Source organism: Paenibacillus sp. FSL M7-0896 (assembly GCF_037975415.1).
Classification (GTDB): domain Bacteria; phylum Bacillota; class Bacilli; order Paenibacillales; family Paenibacillaceae; genus Paenibacillus_AQ; species Paenibacillus_AQ silagei.
This window is the reverse complement of the sequence record NZ_CP150250.1, coordinates 5,524,326-5,550,128: the sequence shown is the minus strand read 5'-3', so window position 1 is coordinate 5,550,128 and position 25,803 is coordinate 5,524,326. Positions and strand designations below refer to the sequence as shown.

Annotated in this window: 23 protein-coding genes; 10 read left to right on the top strand and 13 right to left on the bottom strand. The window is 41.4% G+C overall.

The features are described from left to right. Positions 1–30 precede the first annotated feature (30 nt). The 3 genes from MKY12_RS23880 to MKY12_RS23870 are packed head-to-tail and all read left to right on the top strand — an operon-like array spanning position 31 to position 3,111. On the top strand, positions 31–1,437 hold the full coding sequence (locus MKY12_RS23880; protein WP_339311202.1) for an MBOAT family protein: 1,407 nt from the start codon (positions 31–33) through the stop codon (positions 1,435–1,437). A gap of 14 nt (positions 1,438–1,451) precedes the next feature. Further along, complete coding sequence (locus MKY12_RS23875; RefSeq protein WP_339311201.1) at positions 1,452–2,600, top strand: DHHW family protein; 1,149 nt, start codon at positions 1,452–1,454, stop codon at positions 2,598–2,600. A 40-nt stretch (positions 2,601–2,640) separates the two neighbouring features. Then, positions 2,641–3,111, top strand: a complete 471-nt coding sequence (locus MKY12_RS23870) for a DUF4358 domain-containing protein (protein ID WP_339311199.1) — start codon at positions 2,641–2,643, stop codon at positions 3,109–3,111. A gap of 106 nt (positions 3,112–3,217) precedes the next feature. On the opposite strand, the gene MKY12_RS23865 is transcribed toward MKY12_RS23870, so the two are convergent. Together MKY12_RS23865 and MKY12_RS23860 are read right to left on the bottom strand one after the other, a co-directional pair. After that, a complete protein-coding gene (locus MKY12_RS23865) occupies positions 3,218–4,219 on the bottom strand; it encodes a VanZ family protein (RefSeq protein WP_339311197.1) in 1,002 nt (333 codons plus the stop codon). 415 nt (positions 4,220–4,634) lie between these two features. Continuing rightward, a complete protein-coding gene (locus MKY12_RS23860; RefSeq protein WP_339311196.1) occupies positions 4,635–4,976 on the bottom strand; it encodes a DUF3221 domain-containing protein in 342 nt (113 codons plus the stop codon). A 261-nt stretch (positions 4,977–5,237) separates the two neighbouring features. Here MKY12_RS23860 and MKY12_RS23855 point away from each other — a divergent pair, with 261 nt between their 5' ends. From MKY12_RS23855 to MKY12_RS23840, 4 genes are all read left to right on the top strand, one after another. Beyond that, the gene (locus tag MKY12_RS23855; protein ID WP_339311195.1) at positions 5,238–5,435 is read left to right on the top strand and encodes a hypothetical protein; all 198 of its coding nucleotides are present in this window, start codon (positions 5,238–5,240) and stop codon (positions 5,433–5,435) included. Continuing rightward, entirely contained in the window at positions 5,428–6,186 is a 759-nt protein-coding gene (locus MKY12_RS23850; protein WP_339311193.1) for a hypothetical protein, read from the top strand. The genes MKY12_RS23855 and MKY12_RS23850 overlap by 8 nt, the downstream gene beginning before the upstream one ends. A gap of 124 nt (positions 6,187–6,310) precedes the next feature. Beyond that, the gene (locus MKY12_RS23845; protein WP_339311192.1) at positions 6,311–7,564 is read left to right on the top strand and encodes a DNA polymerase IV; all 1,254 of its coding nucleotides are present in this window, start codon (positions 6,311–6,313) and stop codon (positions 7,562–7,564) included. Beyond that, complete coding sequence (locus tag MKY12_RS23840) at positions 7,561–8,037, top strand: hypothetical protein (protein ID WP_339311191.1); 477 nt, start codon at positions 7,561–7,563, stop codon at positions 8,035–8,037. The genes MKY12_RS23845 and MKY12_RS23840 overlap by 4 nt, the downstream gene beginning before the upstream one ends. A gap of 46 nt (positions 8,038–8,083) precedes the next feature. On the opposite strand, the gene MKY12_RS23835 is transcribed toward MKY12_RS23840, so the two are convergent. Genes MKY12_RS23835 through MKY12_RS23820 form a run of 4 tightly spaced genes read right to left on the bottom strand, consistent with a single transcriptional unit; the run spans position 8,084 to position 13,873 of the window. Next, positions 8,084–8,677, bottom strand: a complete 594-nt coding sequence (locus MKY12_RS23835; protein ID WP_339311189.1) for a hypothetical protein — start codon at positions 8,675–8,677, stop codon at positions 8,084–8,086. Next, the gene (locus MKY12_RS23830) at positions 8,677–10,308 is read right to left on the bottom strand and encodes a hypothetical protein (protein ID WP_339311188.1); all 1,632 of its coding nucleotides are present in this window, start codon (positions 10,306–10,308) and stop codon (positions 8,677–8,679) included. The genes MKY12_RS23835 and MKY12_RS23830 overlap by 1 nt, the downstream gene beginning before the upstream one ends. Continuing rightward, on the bottom strand, positions 10,305–12,620 hold the full coding sequence (locus tag MKY12_RS23825) for a helix-turn-helix domain-containing protein (RefSeq protein WP_339311187.1): 2,316 nt from the start codon (positions 12,618–12,620) through the stop codon (positions 10,305–10,307). Before MKY12_RS23825 ends, MKY12_RS23830 begins: the two co-directional genes overlap by 4 nt. Positions 12,621–12,631: 11 nt before the next feature. Continuing rightward, complete coding sequence (locus tag MKY12_RS23820) at positions 12,632–13,873, bottom strand: hypothetical protein (protein WP_339311186.1); 1,242 nt, start codon at positions 13,871–13,873, stop codon at positions 12,632–12,634. 369 nt (positions 13,874–14,242) lie between these two features. Between MKY12_RS23820 and MKY12_RS23815 the strand changes: the two genes are divergently transcribed. Further along, the gene (locus MKY12_RS23815) at positions 14,243–16,066 is read left to right on the top strand and encodes an RNA-directed DNA polymerase (RefSeq protein ID WP_339311185.1); all 1,824 of its coding nucleotides are present in this window, start codon (positions 14,243–14,245) and stop codon (positions 16,064–16,066) included. A gap of 621 nt (positions 16,067–16,687) precedes the next feature. Here MKY12_RS23815 and MKY12_RS23810 read toward each other — a convergent pair. Continuing rightward, positions 16,688–17,038 carry a helix-turn-helix transcriptional regulator gene (locus MKY12_RS23810; RefSeq protein WP_339311183.1) on the bottom strand — a complete coding sequence of 117 codons (351 nt, stop codon included), beginning with the start codon at positions 17,036–17,038 and terminating at the stop codon, positions 16,688–16,690. A gap of 142 nt (positions 17,039–17,180) precedes the next feature. On the opposite strand from MKY12_RS23810, the gene MKY12_RS23805 reads away from it, so the two are divergent. Further along, positions 17,181–18,173: a DGQHR domain-containing protein gene (locus MKY12_RS23805; protein ID WP_339311182.1), complete on the top strand. Its 993-nt coding sequence runs from the start codon at positions 17,181–17,183 to the stop codon at positions 18,171–18,173. Between the two features lie 40 nt (positions 18,174–18,213). On the opposite strand, the gene MKY12_RS23800 is transcribed toward MKY12_RS23805, so the two are convergent. The 5 genes from MKY12_RS23800 to MKY12_RS23780 all read right to left on the bottom strand — a co-directional run bounded on the left by MKY12_RS23800 (position 18,214) and on the right by MKY12_RS23780 (position 24,171). Beyond that, positions 18,214–19,362: an SAVED domain-containing protein gene (locus tag MKY12_RS23800; protein ID WP_339311181.1), complete on the bottom strand. Its 1,149-nt coding sequence runs from the start codon at positions 19,360–19,362 to the stop codon at positions 18,214–18,216. After that, the gene (locus MKY12_RS23795) at positions 19,355–20,035 is read right to left on the bottom strand and encodes an SEC-C domain-containing protein (RefSeq protein ID WP_339311180.1); all 681 of its coding nucleotides are present in this window, start codon (positions 20,033–20,035) and stop codon (positions 19,355–19,357) included. The genes MKY12_RS23800 and MKY12_RS23795 overlap by 8 nt, the downstream gene beginning before the upstream one ends. Further along, the gene (locus MKY12_RS23790; protein WP_339311179.1) at positions 20,035–21,270 is read right to left on the bottom strand and encodes a nucleotidyltransferase; all 1,236 of its coding nucleotides are present in this window, start codon (positions 21,268–21,270) and stop codon (positions 20,035–20,037) included. Before MKY12_RS23790 ends, MKY12_RS23795 begins: the two co-directional genes overlap by 1 nt. Before the next feature lie 990 nt (positions 21,271–22,260). After that, positions 22,261–23,352, bottom strand: a complete 1,092-nt coding sequence (locus MKY12_RS23785) for an SEC-C domain-containing protein (protein ID WP_339311177.1) — start codon at positions 23,350–23,352, stop codon at positions 22,261–22,263. A 246-nt stretch (positions 23,353–23,598) separates the two neighbouring features. Beyond that, the gene (locus tag MKY12_RS23780; protein ID WP_339311175.1) at positions 23,599–24,171 is read right to left on the bottom strand and encodes an AbiH family protein; all 573 of its coding nucleotides are present in this window, start codon (positions 24,169–24,171) and stop codon (positions 23,599–23,601) included. Positions 24,172–24,195: 24 nt separating this feature from the next. Here MKY12_RS23780 and MKY12_RS23775 point away from each other — a divergent pair, with 24 nt between their 5' ends. Continuing rightward, a complete protein-coding gene (locus MKY12_RS23775) occupies positions 24,196–25,326 on the top strand; it encodes an IS4 family transposase (protein WP_339250465.1) in 1,131 nt (376 codons plus the stop codon). Here MKY12_RS23775 and MKY12_RS23770 read toward each other — a convergent pair. Further along, a complete protein-coding gene (locus tag MKY12_RS23770; protein ID WP_339311174.1) occupies positions 25,316–25,768 on the bottom strand; it encodes an AbiH family protein in 453 nt (150 codons plus the stop codon). The two genes, MKY12_RS23775 and MKY12_RS23770, sit on opposite strands and share 11 nt — an antisense overlap. Positions 25,769–25,803: the final 35 nt, after the last annotated feature.

Sequence of the window (25,803 nt, the reverse complement as noted above, 5' to 3'; positions counted from 1 at the left end):
AGCCAGGTGAAGATCTGGAGGTGACGGGGATTGCTCTTTAGCAGCCTTATATTTGTATTCCTCTTTCTGCCGTTCACCCTGCTGATCTACTATATCTCGCCTATGAGGATTAGAAATGCTGTTCTGCTCGCCGCAAGCCTGATCTTCTATGCATGGGGCGAGCCCGTCTACATTTTCCTGATGATCTTCTCGACGGTATTCGACTATGTGAACGGGATTCTGATCGATAGATACAGGCATCGTAAAGTGATTGCACGCGGAGTGTTGATCCTGTCCATGATGGGCAGCCTGGGGATTCTTGGCTTCTTTAAATACGCGGGCTTCGTGTTCGATAATATCAATTCGCTATTTAACCTGCATTTGCAGGCAGCAGATCTTCCGCTTCCGGTGGGCATATCGTTCTACACGTTCCAGACGATGTCTTACATCATCGATGTTTACCGCAGGAAGGTGCCTGTTCAGAAGAATCTGATCTCCTTCGGCGCCTACGTGACGATGTTTCCGCAGCTTGTAGCGGGACCGATTGTTAAATATGAAGATATTGCAGGACAGCTCGCTAACCGCAAAGTGACGTTGGAGCATTTTGGCGAAGGGGCGGAATTGTTTATCACAGGGCTTGCCAAAAAAGTGCTGCTGGCCAACAATATCGGTGTGCTGTGGGCAAGCAGTAAAGCGGTGCCTGCGGCGGAGCTGTCGGTTCTGTCCGCATGGCTCGGCATCATCGCCTTCACCTTCCAAATCTATTTCGATTTCAGCGGATATTCGGATATGGCACGCGGTTTAGGTAAGATGATCGGGTTCGAATTTATGGAGAACTTCAACTATCCTTATATCTCCAAGAGTATTACGGAATTTTGGCGGAGGTGGCATATCTCGCTCGGGTCCTGGTTCCGTGAGTATATCTACATCCCCCTCGGCGGGAACCGGGCGGGTAAGCTGAAACAGCTCCGAAACTTGGCGGTGGTATGGTTTATAACCGGATTGTGGCATGGAGCGAGCTGGAATTTTATCATTTGGGGCTTATATTTCGGTCTCTTTGTCACACTTGAAAAGCTGGTTCTCTTGAAACAGCTTCAACGCTTGCCTGTCTTGGTAAGCCATGTCTACACCCTGATGATCGTGATCATCGGCTGGGTATTGTTTGAATTTGAACATTTGCCGGCAGCCCTGACCTTCATCGGAACGATGTTTGGCGCCGGAACACATGGATTTGCGGACAACCGGGCGCTCTACGATCTGTCGGGGAATGCCCTGCTGCTGCTTATCTTGGCGGTTTGTGCCACGCCGTTTCCCGGCAGAGCACTGACCCGGTTCAGAAGCAGGTTTGCCCGTTTCGGCACGCTTGCCGCTTCCGCCATCTACTTCATCTTTATCGTGGCGTCAACAGCCTATCTGGTCAATGCAACGTACAATCCATTCTTATACTTTCGTTTTTGATCGAGGTGATTTGATTGAAGAAATACGACCAAGTCTATTACCGCGCACTCGCCATTGTACTACTTATGTTTACCGGGGCGGTATTGGTTGTCAATATTCTGACCCCAGGAAAGGTATTTTCCGAATCAGAGAACCGGATGCTGCAGCAGCTCCCGGCATTCTCGCTTCAAACCTTAGAATCAGGCAAGTTTACTTCTGAATTTGAAGCGTATCTATCGGATCAGTTTATGGAGAGGGACTTTTGGATTGGACTGAAATCTGACGCGGACCGGGGATTGGGAAGGAAAGAGAGCAACGGGGTTTACATCGGCAAGGACGGATACTTAATTCAAAAATTTACTCCTCCCGGGGAAGGAGATTTGGAAGACAAGGTGAAAGCCATTCAAGCCTTTGATCAGGCTACGCCTGGTCTGCGCAAATATATGATGCTGGTGCCGACGGCAGCTTCCATACTTGAGGATAAATTGCCGCCTTATGCTTCCGGGGGCGGTGAGAGGGTCTATTCGGACAAGATAAAGGAATCTGACCTCGGGAACATTCGCTATATCGATGCTTTCCCCGCGCTGGAGGCGAACAAGGAGCAGCCGCTCTATTACAAAACAGACCATCACTGGACGACCAAAGGCGCTTTTCTAGCCTATCGGGAGCTGGGCGCACCCATGAGCTTTACACCCAAGAACGAAAATGATTTCAACATTCGTGAGGTCACCGGTCAGTTCTACGGATCTTTGTATTCGAAAAGCGGGTTCAGACACGTACAGCCGGATTCTATTGAGCTGTATGATCCCAGAACACCGGCTGATATTTCTGTGGATTATGTAGACGAACAGCAAAGCGCGGATTCGATGTACGCTATGGAAAACCTCACAAAGAAGGATAAATACACTGTTTTTTTCAACGGGAATCATGGCTTGCTTCGCATAACAACCGGAAATACGGAAGGGCGAAGACTGCTTATTGTTAAAGATTCGTATGCCAACAGCCTGATCCCTTTTTTAACATCGCATTTCAGCGAAATTGATGTGGTAGACCTCCGTTATTATGATGGGGATCTACTGAAGCTTACGGAAGAACGGCAAATCCGCGACATGCTGATTTTGTATAACATCACCACATTTGTTGAAGATCCATCTATTACATCATTAGCAGATTCTGTGGAATAATCCATAAAGGGGTTGAGTAACGATGTTTCCGGGAAAGAGAATGAAATACTTAGTTGTCCTGGCTGCCGGCATGAGCTTATGCGGTATTCTGATCGGATGCTCCAGTAAGAAGGAAGACGCCAAGGATGTTCCTGTCCATACCATTGAGGAGCGTATCAAGCAAGCGGCTTCTATGGAAGCCATGGAAAAAGGGGATATGAACAGGCTTAAGAAGCTCTATCATCTTAATGCAGAGGAAGTTCAGGATTTTGTGCTCTATACGGCAGAATCGAACGTCGAAGCAAATGAGCTGGCCGTGATCAGGGTGAAGCAAGAGAATCAGGCGGAAAGCGTTAAGGAGAAAATCATGAAAAGAATTGAGGCTCAAAAGGTCAAGCTGAAGGACTACCGTCCTGAGCAATTTTACCTCGTCGAAAAACATATATTAAAGGTCAAAGGCCCATATATTTTGTTTACGGTCTCCAAGAATGCGGAGCAAATCGAAAGTGCGTTTAACGAAGCGCTTAAATAATCTCATTCACAAATGCGAAAAAGACCCCTCGGGCCATCCACGGCTTGGAAGGGGCACGCATAAGTTTCTATCTGCAGGAGCTATCTGGCTAGCGGGCCTATTTATTTTATCCCCCGCCCAGCAGCCGCTGAAGCCGCGTTGCCAGCTTTTGGCCGGCATTGGCCTCTACGAGCGTAAGGTCCCACAATACCGCATGGGTTCGAGGGTCGGCAGCATCAGTTTTGACTGTAAGGGTCAGCTCCTGTTTGCCTTCAAGCGGCACCTGAAAAGACAGCGGCTGATTCTCGCCCGGTGCGATATTCACATCCAGGGAGTAAAGCTCTTCTCCGTCGGCGCTGATCGTGACGCTGCTGGTGTCGCTGCCCTTAGCAGGTATAGCATCGTCAGGGACGCCGAAATTCCCGGCTAACTCCTTATACTGTCCATCCAGGCGTATTGAGAACTCGTGGAGTCCCGGATGATCAGGGCTATAGAGATTGACCGCCGGTTCAATCTGCTCCTGTGCCATAGTGAAACTAAGGAGTCCTTGTTCCCACTGCACTTCACCATGCTCAAGGGGGAGCTGATCCAGCGCCCTGATCTCCCCGCGGCCATGCTCCAGATAATAATTGATACCGCTCACGGCGGAGTAGACGAGTAGTGTCAAGACCGCGCCTGAGGACAGGAGCTTGAGCATACCTATTGGCGCCCACCGGTCGCGGCGGATCAGCCGCTGGGCGCCGTAGCCGACAGCTGCACCGAGCGTATTAACGACGATGTCGTTAATGTCGAACGCACCCAAATGGGTCACCATCTGAATCAGCTCTACCCCGGTGATGGCTGCTATGAAGACCAAGAGGAACGGCAGGAACCGGGAGCGGACCAGTAGCGGAATGAATAGCCCGAACGGTACGAAGGCCAGATAGTTACCCAGGCTGAAGACCCAAAGCTCCGAATAACCATAGCCCGGAAATATCAACGGAATCCCGTCAAAAGCCAAGCGATAACGTAAGCCCGTCTCCGGCAGAGCCGATGAGCGGTTGAAGCCGGCGAACAAGAAAAATAAGGTGAGACCCGTGTACAGACCTAAACCGATCCAGACGGCGGTCCTCTGTTTGCCTTGAAACATGATGGTTAACCTCTCTTTACCGGTAGTTTATGTCCCTTGCAGAGGACAAAGGAAGTATAAGCTATCTTCGTTAGCCCAAGCAAGGGGGACAGTTGCAGTCCAGCCCCTCAGTAATCGAGCTTCCTCTATCCACACACAATGCTCATACTCCGACGGGGTTCGGTCTTAATGGGACGGTCGGCTCGGCGTTACGGACTGAGACGCGCTTATTTGGAAGGAGAGTCACAACTTGGGCAAGTTGCGGACACCACGGCCCTTATTAACGAATATTCCGCTCCTAAACGTTCTTTAGAGAGACAATAAGGTCCACTCGGTCCGTTACTCCGCAAGAAGTTCCTGTTTCTTCAAATTAACGGCTCTCTGGTCCGTAAGGAACCGAAGTAGCTCGGGGCCCTTGCTTGGCCTGCAGGCTACATTACTCCATTTTTGATTTTACAATTTTGTTGGCGGTAACTTGTGCCGGAAACGAATCATCACTTGTTTGATAGAACACTTCAATTTCTTCACCCTTTTTATATTTAGAAGGTGAAACTTTATTTACCCAAATGGCTTGAGAATACATATTAGTTTCTAGAACTTCCTTGTAATTCTTATTCAAGTCTTCTTCTTTCAACTGAGCGATTACCAAGATCCTTGTATTCTCTACATCTACTGTGTGTACCTTCCCTTTTAAAACATTATCCCCCTTGCTACAGGCGGCCATGGCTAACAAAAAAACGAAAATGAGAGTCGATTGGAGACTCGCTTTTAGAAGCATGGACGTTCTCCTTTGAAGTGGTATGACATTATTCAATATTACCTCCTTTTGGGTTTCAGTTCCAGCTAGGGAATGCGGTGAAATTCCTGTTTGTTCCAGCTTTTCTCTATCTCTAAATGTTCCTTCCCGGTTCTAACTATCCCCGACTCAGCATACCCTATCTTAACGGGAACATTTGTTCTATTTTACCATTGCTTAAAAATCTTAATCCTGGTTATAATACAAACAAATGTTCTTACTTGAGCCCGGAGGCGATTAGTCATGAAGATGAGCATCGGCCAAACCATAGAAATCATATACCTGGACAAAGCGGGCCAGATTACGCAGCGGAAAATTGAAGTGCGCGGCATTCGTGACGGCCGCATACGTGCCACCTGTCTGAGTACCGGCCAGCCCCGTGTATTCCTGACCGCCAATATTCTGTCGTGGCATCCGTTACGGGGGCGGAGGTATGCCTAAGGACCGGATTATTCTGCTCTCGGACTGCCAGTCCTTCTATGCCAGCGTCGAGAAGGCGGCCCATCCCGAATATGCGGATCAGCCTGTCGCTGTGGGTGATCCGTCGCGGATGAACGGGATTGTGCTGGCCGCCTGCCCGCTTGCGAAATCCTATGGCGTAACTACCGCATCACGCGTGGGCGAAGCCCTGACGAAATGCCGGGATCTCGTGGTCATCCGGCCGCGGATGGGGACGTATATTCAGGTCTCGCTGCTGATCTCAGAGATCTACCAGGGGTATACCGATCTGGTGGAGGCGTTCAGCATTGATGAGCAGTTCCTGGATGTGACCGGTTCTCTGCGCGTGTTCGGAGGGGATTTGCCGGAGCTGATTCACTCGATCCAGCAGCATGTTCTGTTATCTACCGGAGTGTGGACCCGGGTGGGCATCGGCCCGTCCAAAATCCTCGCTAAAATGGCCAATAATTTCGCCAAGAAGAAGACAGGCGGAACCTTCCGGCTGGATTACGATAATCTGGACACAGAGCTATGGCCGCGCCCAGTGCATGAAATGTTCATGGTGGCGGGCCGGATGACCAAGAATTTCTACCGCATGGGTATTTCGACCATTGGAGACATTGCCCGGATGGAGCTGGGTGAGCTGAAGCGGAGAATGCGCACCACGCTGGGTAAGCAGAGCGATATTCAAGCGGAATATTATTGGCAGACCGCACGCGGCATCGAATATCTGCAACATTTTTTATGTGCATAATTTGAATTGCCAAAATAACTCAGTGTTTTGGCCTTTTAAAGTATCAAGACGTTTTGTACATAAATAATTATGTGCAAAATTATTATCGAAAGGAATCCAATACTACAAAGCTGGTGATTTGGATATGTCTAAAGTCATTTTTCTCGTGGACGGACAATCTTTTTATGCCTCCGTCGAAAAAGCAGCTCATCCAGAGTATCAAAACAAACCGGTAGCCGTCGGCGATCCGTTACGTAAATCAGGGATTATTTTGGCCGCCTGCCCTCTTGCCAAAGCCAAGGGTGTTACAACTGCCTCGCGTGTAGGAGAGGCCTTGGCTCTCTGCCCTGATCTCGTAGTCATTCGTCCCAGAATGGGGCGATATATCACGATATCCTTATTAATTACGAAGATTTTTGAATCAATAACAGATCAAGTCGAGCCCTACAGCATCGATGAACAATTTCTGGATGTAACAGGTTCTACCGCTCTATTTGGAGCCGAAGATGAAATTGCCCATTTAATACAGTCACGAGTGAAGTTATCGACTGGCGTATGGTCTAGGGTCGGAATTGGCCCCACAAAAATTTTAGCTAAAATGGCAACTGATAATTTTGCGAAAAAAAGAAACGATGGTGTATTTAAGCTGGGATTTGAGAATATGGAAAAGGATCTTTGGCCGTTACCCGTTCATCAAATGTTTATGGTTGGCTCCAGGATGACGATGCATTTTCTCCGGATGGGTTTACCGACCATAGGTGATGTTGCACGTTTGGAGTTAGGCGAATTTAAGCAAAGGATGCGCAGAGAGTTTCGAAAACAATCGGATATCCAATCGGAATATTACTGGCAGATTGCTAATGGAAAGGACTCAAGTCCCGTAGTATCCTCCATTCGAGGTGCACTTAAATCCATAAGCCATGGAAAAACTTTAAGGAGCAGTTTATACAGATGCTTAGAGGATATTGAGGTCGTCCTGCTTGAACTAGTGGTGGAGGTTTGTCGGCGAGCACGCAGGAATGGCTACCAAGGCCAGGTGGTGTCTGTAGGAGCTGTAGAAACGGATGGAGAAAAAGCTTCTTCATTTGGCCGTCAGGTAACGCTGCAACAACCTACGTCCTTGACGCATGAGGTTGCACAGGCAGCGCGAAAACTGTTTATTGATCACTGGAAAGGGTTACCGGTAAGCAATTTACATATTTCGCTAACACAGCTTTCGGACGACAGTATCTATCAGTTGACCCTATTTGAAGACAGAAATGCTGCATACGCGGTTGAGCGAGCTACAGACTACATTAAGGAACGATACGGCAGTGATGCCATCATGCGGGCTTCATCTTTGCTGGAAGCCGGTGTAGCGCGAGAACGAGCAAGTCAAATTGGGGGGCATTTCAAATGAGCAAACTCGACGGGAATGAGAGATGGAAATCAAAGATGCTTTTAACGGAACATCAAGAGCAATATGAGAACAGAAATAAAAGTTTGCAGACGGGGAGAATAACGACGGAAGAACTGACCATGATTCGAGACGCCATTATGTTCCCTCATATGCTAACCATGTGCGACAAGAGTTTACAGGACCTTCGGAGCTCAAGGCATTTATTTAAGCAACTATTTGAACAAGTGATTCTGGTCATAATGGATTACATTACTAAGGATATGTCCAAAATCAACCGAGAATTAAGACAACGAAATATCAAGATTTTTAGCGATGAAACTCATGACGGAATTATTTATCATCGTTATATTTGTCGTGGTTATGAAGACCGATTTGGAATTGTCAGAGAAGTATTACGATCTGAGATTAGTATCCTATTTACCAAATACGCAGCAAATATTCTTACACAATTAAAAGCAGATCAATCCATTTAACTAAGATGTAAGAAGTCAATAAGGGCTTTTTAGTAATTTCGATGTTTTATTCAAATAGGTCCTTAAAGTCTTTTGAAAAGTTGGTGCTCAATCCAGGTTGCTCTATACTTTTACTTTTTAATTGAATTACGTTTTTTAGGCCCTGTTCTTTTTGAATGGAGCTATATGTGGATTGGACTACAACTTCCATGTACTTTTTTTCAAAATAATTTACTCTGTCTTTTAACTGATGGTTCTCGTGTGCAAGCTGATTGAATTTTTGCTCAAGCTCTTCGTATTCGGAGCACTTGTTATGATACAGCAGTGCCTGCTCATACATCGATTGCAGCAATTCGTTGATATGAGATAAGGAATGTATCAGTTTGTTTTTGTTATCCCAATTCAGCTCAACTAATTCGGCAATATTCGGAAGGGGAAGTGAACCGTCCTTTCCTCCAAATTCCTTTTCTACAGGTGTACTGAGATCGTCAATGATGTGCTTCATCCGTCTTGACCACACGTGCCTTTTTATACCGGTTTCTTTTTCTAACTGAAACGGGCTGATTTTTTTACCGGGGTTTTCAACAGCAAAGCGTAATAAGATATCCTTAAGTTGCTGATCGCTGTAAATCTCAGGCCGACCTGGTCTTTCTTGTGGCATTATTGTTCATCCTCCATCCAAGAGTCAACGAGCGATTTTTGATCTAACATCCTTTTTAGTTCATTTGCTGCAGAGGATAAATTCTCTTGGGCGGAATATTGATATTCCAGTGTTTTTAGGTTATAAACCATATCTTTAACCAAACGTTTAATAAAATTGAGCTGTTCTTTGATGCGAGTACCCAGAGAGTCAGAACTATCCTTTAACCACTTCATTGCGTGTTGCAGGTCTTGGCGAGGGATAAAGAAATGTTTACAGAATCTGCAGTCACCTATCTCGCATCTGGCAGGATGATCTGTACAATATCCGTAGTCTACTTCATGAAACTCATTAAAATTGCTTAAGTCGTATAATTTCCCCTTGGTCACTAATTCTCTGAAGTTAAAGTTGGCATCATAATTAGAGAAAGTGATTCGATCCATTCGGTGGGATTGAGCCAAAGTGTATACATAAGATTCAGCAAAGTGATCTAAATGTCCGTGATAATGCATTTGGCTATGAAGGCTATGATGACCTCCCATACGGGCAATACTTAGCATGTTAAATCCCTGAAGCATCATATTGCAGAATGCAAAATGACGAGTGTCGCCTGGAGTAATTCTTGCTAAGTTAGATCTATGAAATTTTTTAATAATAACTTTAGAATAGAAATGATCAAGCAAAAGCGAAAATTGATTAAGCGAAAATCGCTCAGGATTAATTTTGGAATCGGGCGAGTACCTTAAAAACTCGCGGTAAGCCATATAGGACAACAGAAATGGTGTTGGAGGGAACTGAGAAGTCAGGTCTATATATTCCTGAATAAGTAGATACGTTTCTGCATTGATTTGTAGAGTATCTGTGAGTTCTATTTCACAGGAGTTGCGTGGTTTTCTTTTTTCTCTGGGTATAATAATGAAATATTTACCGCCATGTGCAACAGAAAGACAATCCCTTTGTATGGAGCAAAACTCTGAAGGGCGCATCGGAATGATTCGAGTGATCTTCCACCATAAGACAATTGGGAAAAACCGTAGTTTTTCTTGCTCATTACACACATTAACGAATCGATTTAAGATATCATCAAAAATTAAAATATCTTTATAAGGGGGAAGTTCTCTTACGGTAACCATACGGTAAATATATGGGCTGCAAACTTCATGATACCGTTCAAAACTAGAATGATTCAAAAAGGATAAAAATTCAAGTAGTGGTTCGGCCATGTTTTTGCTAACACGAGGAGTCAAATTACTAAGGTATTGATCTAAAGAAGCCAAAGTATTTTCATCTGATTTAAAGGCAGTAGTTAAAAAAATTGCCGATTTAAGTTTGTTAAAAGCGCCTAAGATAAATGATGTGCTAAGGGAGGCAGACTTTTTCAACAAGACCCAACACCGTAGTGCCTGCTGTAAATCTGGATACATATCCAAGTCGAAAATAAAGTTTCCGTATGAATCCTTATTTCGTATCTTTAACTCACGCCCATTGAAAGTTGATTCGGGTGCGATGATTCCCCTATCCTTCAGTTCTTCAAATAAACGATTAAAAATCTCTAACGTTTTCGGAGAGTAGGAAATGAAACCGATGGATTCAATAAAGCGATTTTTTATCGTATGGGTCACAAGTTCTCTTTGAACTAAAGTTTCTTTCATTCCGATTCCTCCGTGAGCAATAATCGATCTATGAAGATCAGTTTGGATTCGAGATCCTCCAGGTGAATGAACTGTTCGATATAGTCTTGTCCCAACTCTTGTTTAGCTTGGAGCAGTAGATCAAGCACCTTATAAAGCATGGTGGATTCCCTGATTCTTACTGCAGGAAATGGAGTACACGTAAGGGAGTGAATACGTTTGTGTATCTCTTCAGCAATGGAGATCATTAAATAAGTCTTAGGAATAATATAATCACAATGCATGCATGATATTGCGGTTGGATAGGAGCACTTAGGATAAGTAAAGCATTGAGCATTTTTAATTTTTGCTGGTAGTTCGCCTTTGAAAATTTTCAATACTTTGCTATACAGTTCGTCTTTGGGAAGTTGGGCGATTTTTAGGGCTAAGGAGTGTTTTTCGCTATGTTGTTTTTTTAGAAAATATGCAAGTCCTTCGAGCTGAGGTGGGGTATACTCCAACTGCAACTGAGAAATTAGAAGAGTCTGCTGCTCCATGCTTAAAGGAGTTGTGATGCATAAGCGAAGCATGAAATTATAAAGCCAACCAAAATGGCCACGATTAAAGAGATTGATGGAGACCCGATCCAGAGAACCATCATTATTAATTGATTGGATATAGGTTGCAGTTGTATCTTCTGAAAGATGACTTCGCAGTCGCTGAGCTAAGTAGTATGAAATATCAGCATTATCTTTACCTTCTGTAATGCTGTGGAAAAAATAAGTCAATAAACTTCGATTCATTTTTAAGCTGGAGAAATGGATTAGCTCAGGCTTATTCTTAAAGAAGTTCTTAAAATGATAATGTTTCACTTGATTTATATTTTTGGTCTTTATAAATCCAAAGCGCAATAAAAAAGGATCTTCCTCTTTTCTTCGATGAAGCTCACAGATTGTTAATGCGATAGCTGTTGGGATTTGCATATCCTCGTTGACGATAAAATGTCCGAGAGCTCCCGTTTTGGATACATACATTCGCTCAATTCTTGAAGCGATTTGGTTTAAAAGAGCTTGCGCGCTAGCATGGGTAAAGGTAAAGCTACTGAAGTCATGAAATGATTCAATTTGTACCACTTCAATGGGAACAGGTGGAAAGTTGAGGATGTCACTTTTACGCCAAGCATCAATCATATGTATCAATATGTAAAGCCAAGTAACGGCATATCTACGATCTGTAATAGCGTGATCTAAGTGGTACTGAAAATCACGGACGTAGTTGTAATAAGAGAAGAAGATGTCGGGCGAATAAATTTCTTGTTCTTCTTGTTTATTGCGAACTTCACGGTATTGATTTTTAAACTTACAAGAAGTAGTACCCGAACAATACTGAAGAAACTGAGAAAGAAAAACTTTTTTTAAGTGATTTAAAGTGGTTCTTTTCAAAATCTCAACAATTTCATGATCTGATAAATTCACAATCTCTTTGTTTAATAACGGAATTAATGTTTTTAATAGAGCAGCGAGTTGCCGGGCGGAAGATAATTGATTTTCTTCCGAGGCTTTGCTTGCGGATAGTTTAGTAAGGGCAAATTCTTTAAACAGCAACAGTGTTTTTCTTAAGTGAGGTGGATTCTCAAAATTTGAGGCTTCTTTTTGAAAAAGCTCTACGGAGCTTAAAACTTGAGATTCTACTCGTCTTTGCTCCAGTACTTGGTTTACAGAATGTTCGGGGTAAAGCCACTTCTTTCCTTTTTTATACGCACCCGAAAATTTCCCTAAAGCAGCATTTGTATTCACACCACTAATAGTCAAGCCAAGAATTTCAGCTGCTTCTTGACTAGTTAGAAATCCTTCAGGAGTACAAGTCTTTTGATAGTCATCAACATCGGAGAGTGGAATTCTCCATGCTTTCTTAAAGAAAACTGCATTAGGAAACATATTAGAATTGATCAAAAGTAGGATATATCTGGTGTGGTGATCGAGTTGTTCAGCAACTTTAGAGGTAGTCAAATACTCAGTCTCCCATTTTTTATATTGGTCCGCTAGATCATCAATCTCCTTTTTGTGTATCCACCATTGCGGGGTACGAAATACTGCTGTTTTGAGCTCCCCGGAATGGATCATCTTAAGGACTTTTTGTTTATTGTGCTGTATTAAGTTTGCTGCTTCAGATGCTTTGTAATAATCAGAATAAGGAATACTAGCCATTTGATCCACTTCTTGTTTAGGTATTAACCATGTTCTACGAATCCCCTGAACAGCCCCTTGGAATTCCCCTTTTTTAATCATCCCAATGATTGCAGTAGTTGAAAAGTTTAAAATTAGACTTGCTTCACGCGTCGAATAATATCCCATTTAAGTCCCCTCTATCTATTATTGAGCTTTGGAAGGTAGTCTTTGTAGAGGTCATCCAGATGAGCCTCAAGTTTATGTTTCATCCGGAGCGTATTCCCCTGATACACAAGGGATGAGGATAAGTTTGAATCCCCTCTAGGCAAAGCAATATCATAAACATTCGATGCTTCTTCAGCCAATAGATTTGTGAAAATACCACGCCCAATATGTGTTGACCATTTAAATTCTTCAAGTTTCGATGCATTTACTCGATCAATAGGGTTTGTAGACTGTCTAAGCCGAAGAAGAAATTCCTTTTTAGCTTTTGAGAAGTAATAACGGTATGAACTTCCGGTCATTGCTTTCCCCTCAGTTGTGACAAAAAGTGCGTTAGAACCATCAAGGGGAGAGTAACTCTTCAGATGCTCTTTATAAAGGATTTGAAGCCAGTTTTTTATTGGGTAGACCACTTGTTTCCTTGGTTTTTTAACGTAAGTAGACCCCTCGAGGTCTACTACATCCGGTCTCATTATTTTTTTTTGGAGTTTGATAATCATTCCATGAGCCCCATAAGCACCTATTGAAGCGACATCATCTCGACGGATATTTACAAGCCCTCCGACGCGAATGCCACCAAAACATTGAAAATAAATACCTAACGCGATGGGATTAGCGACTCGAACTGCAGTTTCAATAAAAGGGATAATGTATTCTTCAGGTAACATGTGAGCTTGATGAGGCAGGTCTCTGCCGGGAAGAATGATGCCTTTAAATGGAGAGGTCGTATATGTTTTATAGGGATCATGTGGGTTAGATCTTCGATCAAACTGGTCGGGAGTCACTGCAAGTAAGAGCTGCTTTTTGGCTAAATATTCATAAAACAAGGTGAGTGTTCGCTGAATTCCTTTAATGGTAGACCTGGATCTACTCTCTTTCGTAAGGAAATTTAAAAATAATGAGGCATGTTCAAAGGTTAGTTGGGAGAAAGAGTTAATTTTAACTTTGGGATGAACTAACAAAAAATTTAAAAATGAAACAACATTATTTGCATGATGCCTTTGTGTATTGTAGGCCCTGTGCTTCCAGTTTGAGAAGATGAAGGATGTTAAGGGGTGAATAACAAACTTATTGTTCCTTATATTTTTTAGGGAAATGATAGCATGTTGCTTGATGATAGGAGTTCCATTCGTTAACTCATTTAGCTTGGCATAAGTACATCGTACGCAAAATTGAACAGTATGCTTAGGGTTTGTAATAGAACTGACTTCAACCACAATAATACCTCCTCCCACCATAATCAATCGCATGATATCATAAAAAGTTATTTACTGTCGAAACATATATTAACTGTTTGCGATGATTTCTGGGAGTAAAGGCTGATCTAGTTTGGAATACCGTTTGCTGCTGTCAGAAGAAAACAAAGTATTAGTAAAATAAAGTTGTAGACTAAGAAAATAAAGAACTAGTCTGTCGAGGCCGTTAAGCGAACGAGCAGGGTAGTACAAAAAAATTCACAAATATGCTTTAGATTGCGAATTCTACGAAGTTCATAAATAAGATGTTATAGTTTATAGTAAATACATGTAATAATTAAAAAACATTAACATACCCAGAAATCTTTTTTCACTTTAGGAGGGATTTAAATGAGGCGTGTAAATACACCCAGATTAAATGATAGAATTCTTACTTTCGAAGAGTGCTTTGAAGCAAGGAAAATGGAAACTGCATGGAAAAAATATGTAAAGGAAGGCATGAGAGGGCAAGCTTTACTTGATTTACATGATTATTTTGATTTTCACAGACATAAGACTCAAATTCTTAGAAGTATAAGTAATCAAATAAGTGAAGGTATGTATCGACCTAAATCATACTACGAAATTGTTGTAGAAAAAAAGTTAGGAGTGAGCAGACATCAGCTAATACCTTCTCCTGAGGATGCTGTAGTCCTACAATCAATCGTCGAAAGTATTTCACCTATTATTAGTAACGCACAACCATCGGATCGGGCTTATTATAGCAGAAGTCATGCAGCTCCAAAATCTGAAGCTGATATTGATGAAACCTTTCCGTATGCATGGTGGGAACTTTGGCCGAGATTTCAAGAGCAAATCTACGAGTTCACACGAACATTTGACTATGTGGTTATTACTGACATTTCTAATTACTTCGACAATATTATTTTTAGGCAGCTTAGAAATGTTTTAGCGAGTTACGGTAAAATTGAGGAAACATTATTAGACTTTCTTTTTTACATAGTAGAAGCTTTTGTTTGGCGGCCTGACTACTTACCATTGTCAGGTATGGGTTTACCACAATTAAATTATGATGCGCCAAGACTACTGGGGCATTCTTTTTTATTCGAAATAGATAAATATCTACATGAAAAAACAAATGGCAATTTTGTCAGATGGATGGATGACATTGATTTTGGTGTTGATCATATTCATGAAGCAAAAGAAATATTAAGAGGCCTCGATGAATTATTGCTGACCCGTGGTATACGACTTAATATGGGCAAAACTAAAGTGCTTAATATGGCTGAAGCAGAAAAATATTTTATACCAAACGAGAACAGGTATATCACAATAATGAGCAATAGAGTAAAACGTCTTATTGAAACGGGAAATTCAATTGATGATGAAAAAAGAAGAATTAGGAGAAGATTTAGAGACTTTAATAAAAAACAGAAGGTTGGACGTTGGGATAAAATCTTAGGTAGATACTTCTCATTATCATCAATCACCAATGATAATTTTTTGCAAAAACTTGTGCCTGATCTGTTATGTAATCAGCCAGGATTAAGAAATCAAATATTTAGATATTATAAGAGACTTGGTCCAGGTAAAAAAAGCTTTCAACATCTGTCGGAATTCTTAAGAAGCCAAGATTGCTTTGATGATCCATCTATTTTTGGAGTCGCTAAGGTCCTTGTTGATTGGAAGCTAACACCTGGTCATAGTATGAGAAGAGAATTTGTACATTTAGCTCAAAGCACTGCTGGAAAATCAGCAACTAATTTTATTGCAGGTCTTTGGATAATAGCCAAATACGGAAGTTCTCAAGAATTAGCCTCCTATATTAATAGATACTCAAACATATGGAAAAATTCAAGTTTTCTTTCACGTCAAGTTGCTGCAGTCTTACCAAGAATAAAAAGTATAGTTGGGCAATACGATATTTTTAAGAAGACAATAAGTGATTGTGGTCAATTAGATGCTTTAAGAGTATTAGATAATTTAAATGAACTTTGTTCGAATCAACCCTTAAGTAGCGCTGATAAACTTTTTATTTTGCATGGTCAAACTGATTACGAAGTCTATCCACTTTCAAAATACTTAATAGCGTATCAGATATTGAGTTTTGAAAATCTTGATCAAACATATCGTCAAGATTTAAGAAATGAGATAGTTGCCAGAATTAATGACCCAATATATAGAAGTGAATTAAACAAGATATTAATACAATGAGAAGAGGCCATAAGGTTAATCTGCTCCCTATAATATCCAGAATTATGCATAAACCCTCGGTTTGACAGGTGAATTTCGGAAGAGTAAAACCAGATACATTCGACTTCGTCGTATGTAGTGAATACAGAAATGTTATATTACATAATTTTACTATCTACGCCGTAGCGGACAATCCTGCACATCAAACTGCGAAAGAACAGCCGCCTCTTAGGATTAAGCCAGTGAGCATTTGTGAATGCGAGACGTTACTCATATGAGCATTTTGATAAGTCATTACGCCAACAGGAAACGTTAGTTTAAAGAAAACAGCGACAGTCTAGGATTTTATTTTCTTGTCCATGGCAGTCGCAGTTTCAATTTCAAGGATTAGTCTAAAACTAATAAGGAGACTGCCGGTACGGCAACTCGAAAATCCGAGTGGAATATAGAATTACTGAGTAGTGAAATTCGAAGAAGTCCAGAAAGAGAAGGAAGCTGCTGTACTTCAAGAGGCGCTTGAATACTGCTTAGTGAGGCAGAGGACTGTTGTTGCATGAAGCGGTCCTGGAGGTCTTTAGAATCGCTCTAGAAGCCTACAGGAGGTTTTGAGCGGAGTAAGAAGCAGCCCATTGAAGCTGCTTCTTATCTCAAATCAGAGTCGAGCATCTTAATCAGATTCCCAATTAATTTTGAGAGAGCCCTAATTTCATTTGTCGATCGTTTTTGAAGGGAAATACTAATCGATTCAATTAACTTGTCTTTTTCATTTTGCTCTACTGGAAAAGGGGCTTCCAGTAAATCACCAGGTTTAATCCCTAAAGCTAAACAGAACTTTTCAAGTGTATCTAAAGAAATGTTCTTTTCTCCTCTTTCAATCCCACCAATATAAGACTGCGGCTGTTGAACACGTTCCCCAAGTTGCTCCTGAGATAAACCTCTTTTTTTTCGATAGACTCTTACATTCGAACCTACATAAACGGCTAATTTAGGCAAGTGTTTATCACCTCTTTAAAAGATTAGGCAAATAAACACTAAAGTTGAATATACTTAAAGCATATATATTTCCATTTGTAATTAGATCTTAAAGGAACTATATTTATATACATGACCATTTTGTTGAGGAGATTTATACACCATGAATATGCTACCGAATCAAGTTGTTATTGAAAATGTACTCCAGTGCAAAATGCGCGGCCGAGTTGCCTATCAAAGTTATTTTCCGGCTTCTATCGGGGTGCAGCTAACTTATGTAAAGCCGTTTGATCTGCCCTCTGGAAAAGGATATCAGCGTCCAGTAGATTCCAAAAGATGCGACGACTTTGCATTGTATTTATCTAAAGGGCAAGATGCCCTATTTACTCCGATTTTGCTCAATGCAGCATCGCAGTGGGAGTTCGCCCCCTATGATAGTCAACGTCCTACATATGGGCGACTTCTTTGTAAAGGGAAGGCTTCATTAATGGATGGGCAACACCGGATGGGTGGAATCCAGAAGTATATCGGGGAGACTCAATCGGATCTCAATATTCCTTTCCTGGCATTTCATTCTTTGGATGAAGATGAAGAAATCAAGTTGTTTGATACAATTAATACAAAGGCTAAAGGGATTGGCCCATCCCTTAGTAAATTTTTGAGACGAGATTCTGATGATATAAGTTGGATTGCAACGGAACTAATGGTACGTAAAGAGAGCCCATTTTACAGCATCGGGACGATTATTGGTAAGCGGAGCAAAGGGCGACATGTGACGCTACAAAATCTATACCGAACTCTTCATTTGTTAACTGCTGACTACCGGATATCCAGTCTGTCAAAGGAAGAAAAACTCATTATTGCGTTAACCTATTACGAGGCAATCCAGAAGAGATTTTCAGATGAATGGTCGGATTATAAGGAATATCGATTGACGCATATTGTTTGTCTTGATGCACTTTCTATGGCTGGCCATGAAGTACTCCTCAAGTGCATGAAGGAAGGGAAAAAGCACGTTGATCTTTCAGCCATTCCAAAATATATTCAAAAGCTTTCTGTGGACTGGTCTGCGCAAGGAGCGTTGAGATATTTGAAAGGCATGAGTGGCTCCAGAACACTTGCCATTGATCTCAAAGAACAAATGCTTCCTCGATGAAAGGAAGCATTTGTTCTTTGTCACTCAAGGATTGTGGTTACTAAGGAACCAACGCAATTTCCTTTTTGATTTCAATTGTTTTAATAAACTTATTTGTTTTTTTACTTTGATCATATAGCACAAGCGGTAAATCGGCTTTTGGCATCCAAACTCTTCCTAATTCAACAGCAGTAGAAGCGGCTGTTACTGGAAAAACATGAATACAATTATCTTGTCCATGAGTCAGTTTAATTTGATCAAATAACCCTCTCAGCGTTTGCCGGAACAACATAAGCTGTTCTTTTGTCTTTATGAAGTCATTGTTGGGTATAGTCATTGTCACTGTCCAAATAGATGTTTCTTCGCCCAGAATTTCAATGATCCTGGAGGGCTCAATAGAACCACTTAAAGACAAGTTTAACGCAACAGTCGGGTATATTTTTTGCGGTGGATATATATTGAAATCAAGTAAAGTATCATCGGCCACCCAGCCCCACCTTTGTTCAGGTTCCCTTTGAAGTTGGTAAACATCCATAGGAAATATATCCGATAACATAGTTCCCAAGAAGGTTAACAAAGGCTGAGGAGCGAGTGCGAAAAGTGAGGCATGTTTGTATTTTCCGGAACTTAGATGAGGCATGAGTTGCAACTTTACTTGCCGCTTGAGATTCTCATGTTCCATTTTCCAAAAGTCCTCTTCGTAATCGTAAAATGAACTGTTCTTCCAACTCAATTCAATAGCCCTCGATTCAGCCGGATAGCGATGTGGAAATAGCGCAGGAACTACCTGTTCAAAGGAAATAGGATAATTGTGCTCACCAATATTGGAACCGTATAGCACCACCAAGCTTTGCTGTTCGGGTTGTATACTTGTAACCAGTTCTATGCGTTCTTCATGTTCTTTTTTCATTTTTTGAAGGAGCGAGGTAGGGTGGCCGGCGACATCCGTCACGTCAATCATTCGATGATGTGCATCGCATAATAGCATTAAGTTTTCAATCGCTTTTGCTAATTTTGGCGAAAGTTCTTCATCCCCTCTCGGTCCATTCGGACTATCTGCAATGATATGCGCGACGTAAGAACGGTTCATCAGCTTTTTTGTTGTGAGGTCAATATGCAGGGGCTCATTGCAGCCTCTGTATTGGCAACGGCCGGCTGTTTTTCCCCAAAGCATATGAATGATATGTGGAGGAACTGAGGTTTTAGACATGAAATCTTCGCTCCTTAATATGGTTTTTGTAAAATAGATGACAATCAATTAAATCAGATTGAAATTCTTCTGGAGTTTGATACCCTTGTATTTCCAAGAGAGAAGAACCGTGGCAGCTTCTTAATTTATTGCCACTTCCACATGGGCATGGTATGTGTCCGCGGTATTTTCGAAAAGCCAAGATTTTCAAAAAATTTAGAACTGCTACTGGTTGGCTGGTTTCAAATAGCCCCATGTAATAATTCATGAGGCCACTTCCACCATGTGAGAGTTCTCCGTACGGCAAATTTCCTTGATGAGTTATTTTAAAGGAGAAGGTGTATAAATAAGGAATTAGAAGTGAGTTAACAAACCCCAATAAGGTGGGATTGTTTGCAAATGTCATCTTCACTGCAAGTGGTGCTCCAAGACAAAAACTTCCGTCTACGAAAGTGTGAAATGATTGAGGAATCCGTTCCCCCAGATCTCTTGCAACGGGAGGAACAGATGGGTAAGTTTCGGGTATCTCAATTTCGATATGAAATATATCTTCGATGGATTCATGTCCAGAGTATTGGGCTCGAAAATGTATATTCCCTCGAATAAAGAACTTATTTTCTTCAGGGGTCAGTATAAGATCCGGAAAATCATCGGACAGCTCGTAAAAATGTTCCCATATCAGAGAGCTTTCCATTATAGAGAGCCCCATGGCCGATTTGGATTAGATAACTGAACGGTTGGAACAACAATAGACGCAGGTGCCGTGGCAAACCCCAAAGATTTTGCCGCTGTATTGGAAATTTGACCAAGCGTGGATTCGAAGGACTTGACGACTTTCCCAATATCGTTTGTTCCTGTAATTTGAATAAGATCTTTCTTGACCCATTGTGTCCACTGAAAAAAGAGCATGGCTTTGCGGTGATCATTTTCATGCCAGCGATCTGCAAAGTTTTCTTCTGGATTTACAGGATTTAAGATTGACCAAGTTCCATCATCATTTCGTGAGATTAGGTCTTGTTGCATAAGAGAAATATTTTGTTTGTAGCTAGGCTGTAAGAGTCCACCAAGCGCATCTAATTGATCTACAATATTAGATAGTGCAGCATAGACGTTGTTTTCGCCATTGTAAAGTTGGGCAGCAAGAGTGGTAATAATCATGGAGATGGGTTTATCAAAAGGAAACTTGTGGTTGATAAAACGAACATCACGATGCCGTTTCAGGATTTGAATAGCTCGTTGCAAGGGGGTCTTGATGAGGGCATCAGGAACTTCTTCAATGCGTGCATAAATGTCCTGATTGTTTTCGAAGATACTGCGTTGTTGGGTTGACTTCACTTGCTCAAACGCAGTTTTATTTGTGTCGCTGAACCACTGAGCATATCCGCTTGGATTGCTGGAACACCATTTGTAGGTCCGATCCTCATTTTTGTGGGTAATCGCAATCGCTGTTTGTTTATATTCCGGACGGGCTGGGGGATTGGTCGCCGAGAACTCTTCAGGTACGGCGGGCAGAACATCTAAATGAAATCCTACCCCGTCCTCTTCTGCGTACAGTAAAGTCCAGCATCGTCTTCCTTCCTCATCGAGCATTTTAAGATATTTTTTATTCTCCATAATTTGGTGTCCGATTGCCTGCTTAATTACTTGAGGTGTGGTGTCTGACTTTCTAATCTGGGCTTCACACACTAAATCAATATCGTATTCCGCATCCTTTCCACCGCGGATCGGTCGAATTACCGTTCCAAATCTGAAGGATCCCTGAGGATAAAAATTAATCTCCTCAATGCCCTCTATTTGGCCTTCAGCAATCCAACTGCTTACAGCCGTATACCGTTCAACAGCTTGTTTGTATTTGGAAGGTGAAAGGTCTAGTCTAGATGCAATTTCGTCTAATAGCGCTGATACGTTTAACAATAAATGAGAGTTCATAGGATCATCCTTCTTTTAAAATTTTTTTGGAAAATAGAAGGATATACATCGCTGATGACGTATCTTATATAATATAGTTATGGAGCTATACATATATCTTGAGTTGTGATCCCCACGATCACAACTCAAACCTTCTTTTTCGGGTTTGAATGAAAGTTAGGCCGACTTTGATATGATAGGTCCCCAATGAGTTATCTTTTTATATAATTCCTCCTTTCATAAAGGTTGTTAGCACTTGCGTTCCTTGAGTGCCAACTATATCCATTATACCCATTTGGTGCTCCACATTTCAATAGATTTTGAGATCGTTTGTTCTGATTTTTTTTGAATTGGAATATGTATAACAATAATAGTCATGAAACTGGAAACCGAGAAAAACAACAGCGACCAACTTGGGGAAGTATCCTAAGTTAGTCGCTGTTTTCTTTCTTTATGCTACTTTATCAACGCCAAGGAATTAAGTAAGATCAAGTAGATAATTGCCAGAAGAAAAAATGAAGCAAATTGAGAAAATAAAGTTGTAGGATGTTGTGTCAGATAAAGTAGCAACTGTGCATACTCTTGGTGTTGAAAATGCATTTTGGCAGTCAAATGAATCTCTAGCGTCAGGGTTACTATTTTTTTTCACAGAACCGTAGCGGTGACACCTAAAACTTTTGAACTAATTCATATCCATTCTTACCTCGCTGAAGCTTTGGTGAATTAAAATAATGTTGATTCACAGCCGCACAGAACTCTAACTTAGTAGACGCTTTGAAAGCAGTCACTAAGCTACACGGTTTTAAGCTGGGGTAGGAGCATTAATAGAGAATTGTAACCAATTTTATAAGGAGTGGGAGCGATTTGAGTCTACTACTTTATTATTCAGTCTAACACTCTATTTTTTCATAATAATGGAAGCGCCTTCTCGCAATGTGGCCTCTCTTCTCATCTATAAAACAAACGAACAGCGGCAAATGAAGATATCAATTCTTCTTTGCCGCTGTTCGTTTAAGTTTGAAGGTCTGGGAAAAGATTATATCTCGTCTTATTTAGTAAAGATGCTCTTATATGTGTATCAGAGATAAGTCCTGTTGCCGAGCCTTCAAATATCCACAAGTATTGTCGCTTTTCTCGTTCGCTCCAAGCATCTATAAATGATGGATTATAGACGGTGTTTTCCGAATAGACGGGTATCATATTATTGAGAACCTGTAATTGTGCAATTTTGGAAAGGGAAAGCAACTGATACTTGAACCCTTGATATGTTGGTGCATCTTCTCTAAGCCAACTGAATAATACATACAACTTATCGTCTTGTGGAAATAAATTCAACAAAAGGATTTTCATGATTATCGCTGGATCATCAATTGGATTCACTTGATTTCCTTCAATATCGTATTCAAGAAAGAAACCGGAACATAATGCGATATTAGCCTGTCCGTCAAATGACAATTCAACGGTTTCAATTATGTCATAATTATTGGTAAGGAGTGCATCATCCAGGATTGCTTTATGTCGTGTAATATCGTTCAATCCGAGTTCGTATCCTTCCCCGCGTTCTAAGTGTTGGTTACTCTTTAGTAAACTTGGTTTGACATCAGCGAGTTTCTTATAGACATTTTGAGCCTCAAGTTTTTTGTGGTATTCAAAAGAAAAGGCCCGATAAGCAAACATGAATTTCTGTTGATCCGTTCCGTTGTAGCTTACAGTTTCAATTGGCAAGAACAGGTTGGTGTCATGTGTACCACAGAAGCCGGTAAATGTTGTTGCAGCTGCTCGTCCGACACGTTTAAAGATGTACTGCAGTCTTGTTTTGTTTCCTATAGATTTTACCATGTACACTACACCATTATCACTAATGTGGCTTAAGATTCTATTATTTTGGATCGCATGAGCTTTGATTATCTTGCCGGAACACTCCGCTTGATTGGGATGGATACAATGTTTTATTCGTGCTTCATTCATTCTCTTGTTCATTGCTGATTCTAAGGGGATTTGTGGATCAAGAATCGGTGTATCCTTCATTGTTCCATGGCAATTTTTATATTTCTGTCCGGATTTACAGGGGCAAGGTTCGTTTCTGCCGATTTTTTTACTCATCTGACAACCTCCTTTACAGTTGCACTTTTAGGGTCAACATGAATATTACTATAGTGAGTAGATTATTTACTTGAAATGAACATCAATTTTTGTGTGCCTAAACTCCGTCAGTCGCAAAGTCGTTCGAAACGCTCGGCAAATTTGGAATCACTAGCTGTTGCAACAGTCTATTATTTCTGGTTTAAATAGGAGAGAAAAGAACAATTAGAAGAGCAGACGTGGTATTGAACTAACTTCATGGAGATTTTATTTATTGTAGAACTCAGGTGCATGAATCATTTCAATTCTTTCAGAATCAATTTCACAGCTAACTAATCTTTCTAACATTGGTTGCAACTCGTATTTATTGAAATAATATACCTTCCATTTCGCATTTCCCTTTGTAAGAGTATCAATACTTTGGAAATAAGGAATATCAACGCCTGCAAGAGAGTGACCCAAGATAATAATTTCATCGATCTCTTTTTCCATCAAACGGCGCAGTTTATACATATATAAATTTATATCTTTAAAGGTTTGGTTGTAATATTGTTCCACAACCCTGCAAATACTAATTCCTTTTTCATCAAATACCCGTTCTGCTTCCTCGCGTTTTTCCTGGATATCATTAATTCTCATTTTATTACCATGCCCTAATACAGGTTCATCATCATGTTGTCGTAAAGATCCGTGGATATGTATTATTTTATGGTTGCTCACCTTGTAAACCGTTTCTAATACAGCTGTGTAGTTGAATGTTATATACATTGTAAGCGTGTTGATTTCCCAAAAAAAGGGACAAGAAAGGCCGCCATTTCGGGTAATGGTAAGTACGACCAAACCAAACCGAAATGAGGCGACCTCATGAATAATAATACCCCATTCCTGGCCGTGTTCAAACAAGTATTAACTCCGGAAGAAGTCGAAATGGTGACTGGGCAAACCAAGAACTACGAGGATACAGGAATCAAAATGACTGTCGGTGTGTTGTTCGACTACTTTATCCAAGCCTGCTACCACAAATGGGATGGCTTTCGTCAAAGTGCTCGGGTGGGCTCGAACTACGATTTGCCCAAGGTTCATTACTCCACTCTTTCGGGCAAAGCCGGTGAAGTGCCTTACGATATCTTCAAGCGTTTGTTTCAAATGCTCGTCCAGAAATGTAACCGGCAAACCCGGCGGCACCTGAATCTGCCTAAAGATCTTCTGCTTATTGACTCTACGACGGTTACGGCGGCAAACTCCCGTATGTCTTGGGCTCCGTATAAAAAATTCAGAGGAGGTATCAAGCTGCATGTGGCCTTCTCGCATGGACAGCATTCACCCGTGAAGGTGGTCGAATCGATTGCCCGGCGCAATGACGCTCCATTTGGAGAAGTCTTGGCCGATAAGGACTACCTTCTAGTCCAGGATCGGGCATATGGAAAAATCGGTCGATTGGATCAATATGTGCAGCAAGGTCAGTCCTTTGTGATTCGTTTGAAAGACAATCTCCACTTGGTGTTGCCGCGAAAACGTCAGCGACCGGCAGAGGGAGACAGCAAAATTGTACGCGATATCACCTGTTATATCGGTCAAGGGAAACACCGATCCGCCCAGCGCCACCGCGTCGTTGAATTTGAAAATGACCGGGGCGAAGTCGTACGGGTCGTCACTGATTTGAGAAAAGAGTCCGCTCACGTGATTGCTGAAATTTACAAAGCACGCTGGGAGATTGAAGTCTTTTTCCGCTGGGTGAAACAGCATTTGAATGTCCCTTGTCTGTTTGGAACCACCGAAAATGCAGTGTATAGCCAATTGTTTGTGGCCCTTACCGCGTATGTGCTTCTGAAATACATTTTTGATGAAATTCATCCGAAGGTACCGGTCTTTGCTAAGCTGACTCTATGGGAATTTATGCAGTACTGGCGTATATTTAATCTTCCGCTGGAGTGGCAGGTTCAGCTTAATCAGCTCAGGCGTAAAGAACATTTAGGTGTTTTTGTCATCCCATAATATGGGTAATCAACACGCCTGTATACATTGCGTCATTGTCTTTTTCAATAAAAGTAGTTCTAGGTTGAACATCTCTGATTCGAATAGTTCTTACCCACCGCTTTAAATGTGTCGCTAACTGATCAATGTATTGATATTGGTTTGTAAAGTAGTCATGCAAGGTGTCTTCAATGCCCACATCACCGCTTTCCAAACCCATCTCTATATTGACAGCATTGTCAATTATGTCATCCTGGTCAATGTTAGCAAGGTTTGTCTCAAGTTCATTCCAAAGCATTTCCTGCTTTGCGTTTATATCATTTCTTGGATAAATGTAGTAATGCTCCTCAAATGAATGAAGGAAATGAGGTTCTACATTCTCTAAATAAGTTCTGAAATCCCAATAATTTGTGGGTAATCCATGTCCTCTGTCAAACCCATTTCCCAATATAAAAAGCTTCACTTATATTCACCCTCACATCGATTTCCTTATGATAA

Bases quoted from the DNA above. Each gene is read 5' to 3' on its own strand.
- MKY12_RS23870 (WP_339311199.1), top strand. From the start codon at position 2,641: ATGAAATACTTAGTTGTCCTGGCTGCCGGCATGAGCTTATGCGGTATT.
- MKY12_RS23865 (WP_339311197.1), bottom strand. From the start codon at position 4,219: ATGTTTCAAGGCAAACAGAGGACCGCCGTCTGGATCGGTTTAGGTCTG.
- MKY12_RS23860 (WP_339311196.1), bottom strand. From the start codon at position 4,976: ATGCTTCTAAAAGCGAGTCTCCAATCGACTCTCATTTTCGTTTTTTTG.
- MKY12_RS23855 (WP_339311195.1), top strand. From the start codon at position 5,238: ATGAAGATGAGCATCGGCCAAACCATAGAAATCATATACCTGGACAAA.
- MKY12_RS23850 (WP_339311193.1), top strand. From the start codon at position 5,428: ATGCCTAAGGACCGGATTATTCTGCTCTCGGACTGCCAGTCCTTCTAT.
- MKY12_RS23845 (WP_339311192.1), top strand. From the start codon at position 6,311: ATGTCTAAAGTCATTTTTCTCGTGGACGGACAATCTTTTTATGCCTCC.
- MKY12_RS23840 (WP_339311191.1), top strand. From the start codon at position 7,561: ATGAGCAAACTCGACGGGAATGAGAGATGGAAATCAAAGATGCTTTTA.
- MKY12_RS23835 (WP_339311189.1), bottom strand. From the start codon at position 8,677: ATGCCACAAGAAAGACCAGGTCGGCCTGAGATTTACAGCGATCAGCAA.
- MKY12_RS23830 (WP_339311188.1), bottom strand. From the start codon at position 10,308: ATGAAAGAAACTTTAGTTCAAAGAGAACTTGTGACCCATACGATAAAA.
- MKY12_RS23825 (WP_339311187.1), bottom strand. From the start codon at position 12,620: ATGGGATATTATTCGACGCGTGAAGCAAGTCTAATTTTAAACTTTTCA.
- MKY12_RS23815 (WP_339311185.1), top strand. From the start codon at position 14,243: ATGAGGCGTGTAAATACACCCAGATTAAATGATAGAATTCTTACTTTC.
- MKY12_RS23805 (WP_339311182.1), top strand. From the start codon at position 17,181: ATGAATATGCTACCGAATCAAGTTGTTATTGAAAATGTACTCCAGTGC.
- MKY12_RS23800 (WP_339311181.1), bottom strand. From the start codon at position 19,362: ATGTCTAAAACCTCAGTTCCTCCACATATCATTCATATGCTTTGGGGA.
- MKY12_RS23795 (WP_339311180.1), bottom strand. From the start codon at position 20,035: ATGGAAAGCTCTCTGATATGGGAACATTTTTACGAGCTGTCCGATGAT.
- MKY12_RS23790 (WP_339311179.1), bottom strand. From the start codon at position 21,270: ATGAACTCTCATTTATTGTTAAACGTATCAGCGCTATTAGACGAAATT.
- MKY12_RS23785 (WP_339311177.1), bottom strand. From the start codon at position 23,352: ATGAGTAAAAAAATCGGCAGAAACGAACCTTGCCCCTGTAAATCCGGA.
- MKY12_RS23775 (WP_339250465.1), top strand. From the start codon at position 24,196: ATGAATAATAATACCCCATTCCTGGCCGTGTTCAAACAAGTATTAACT.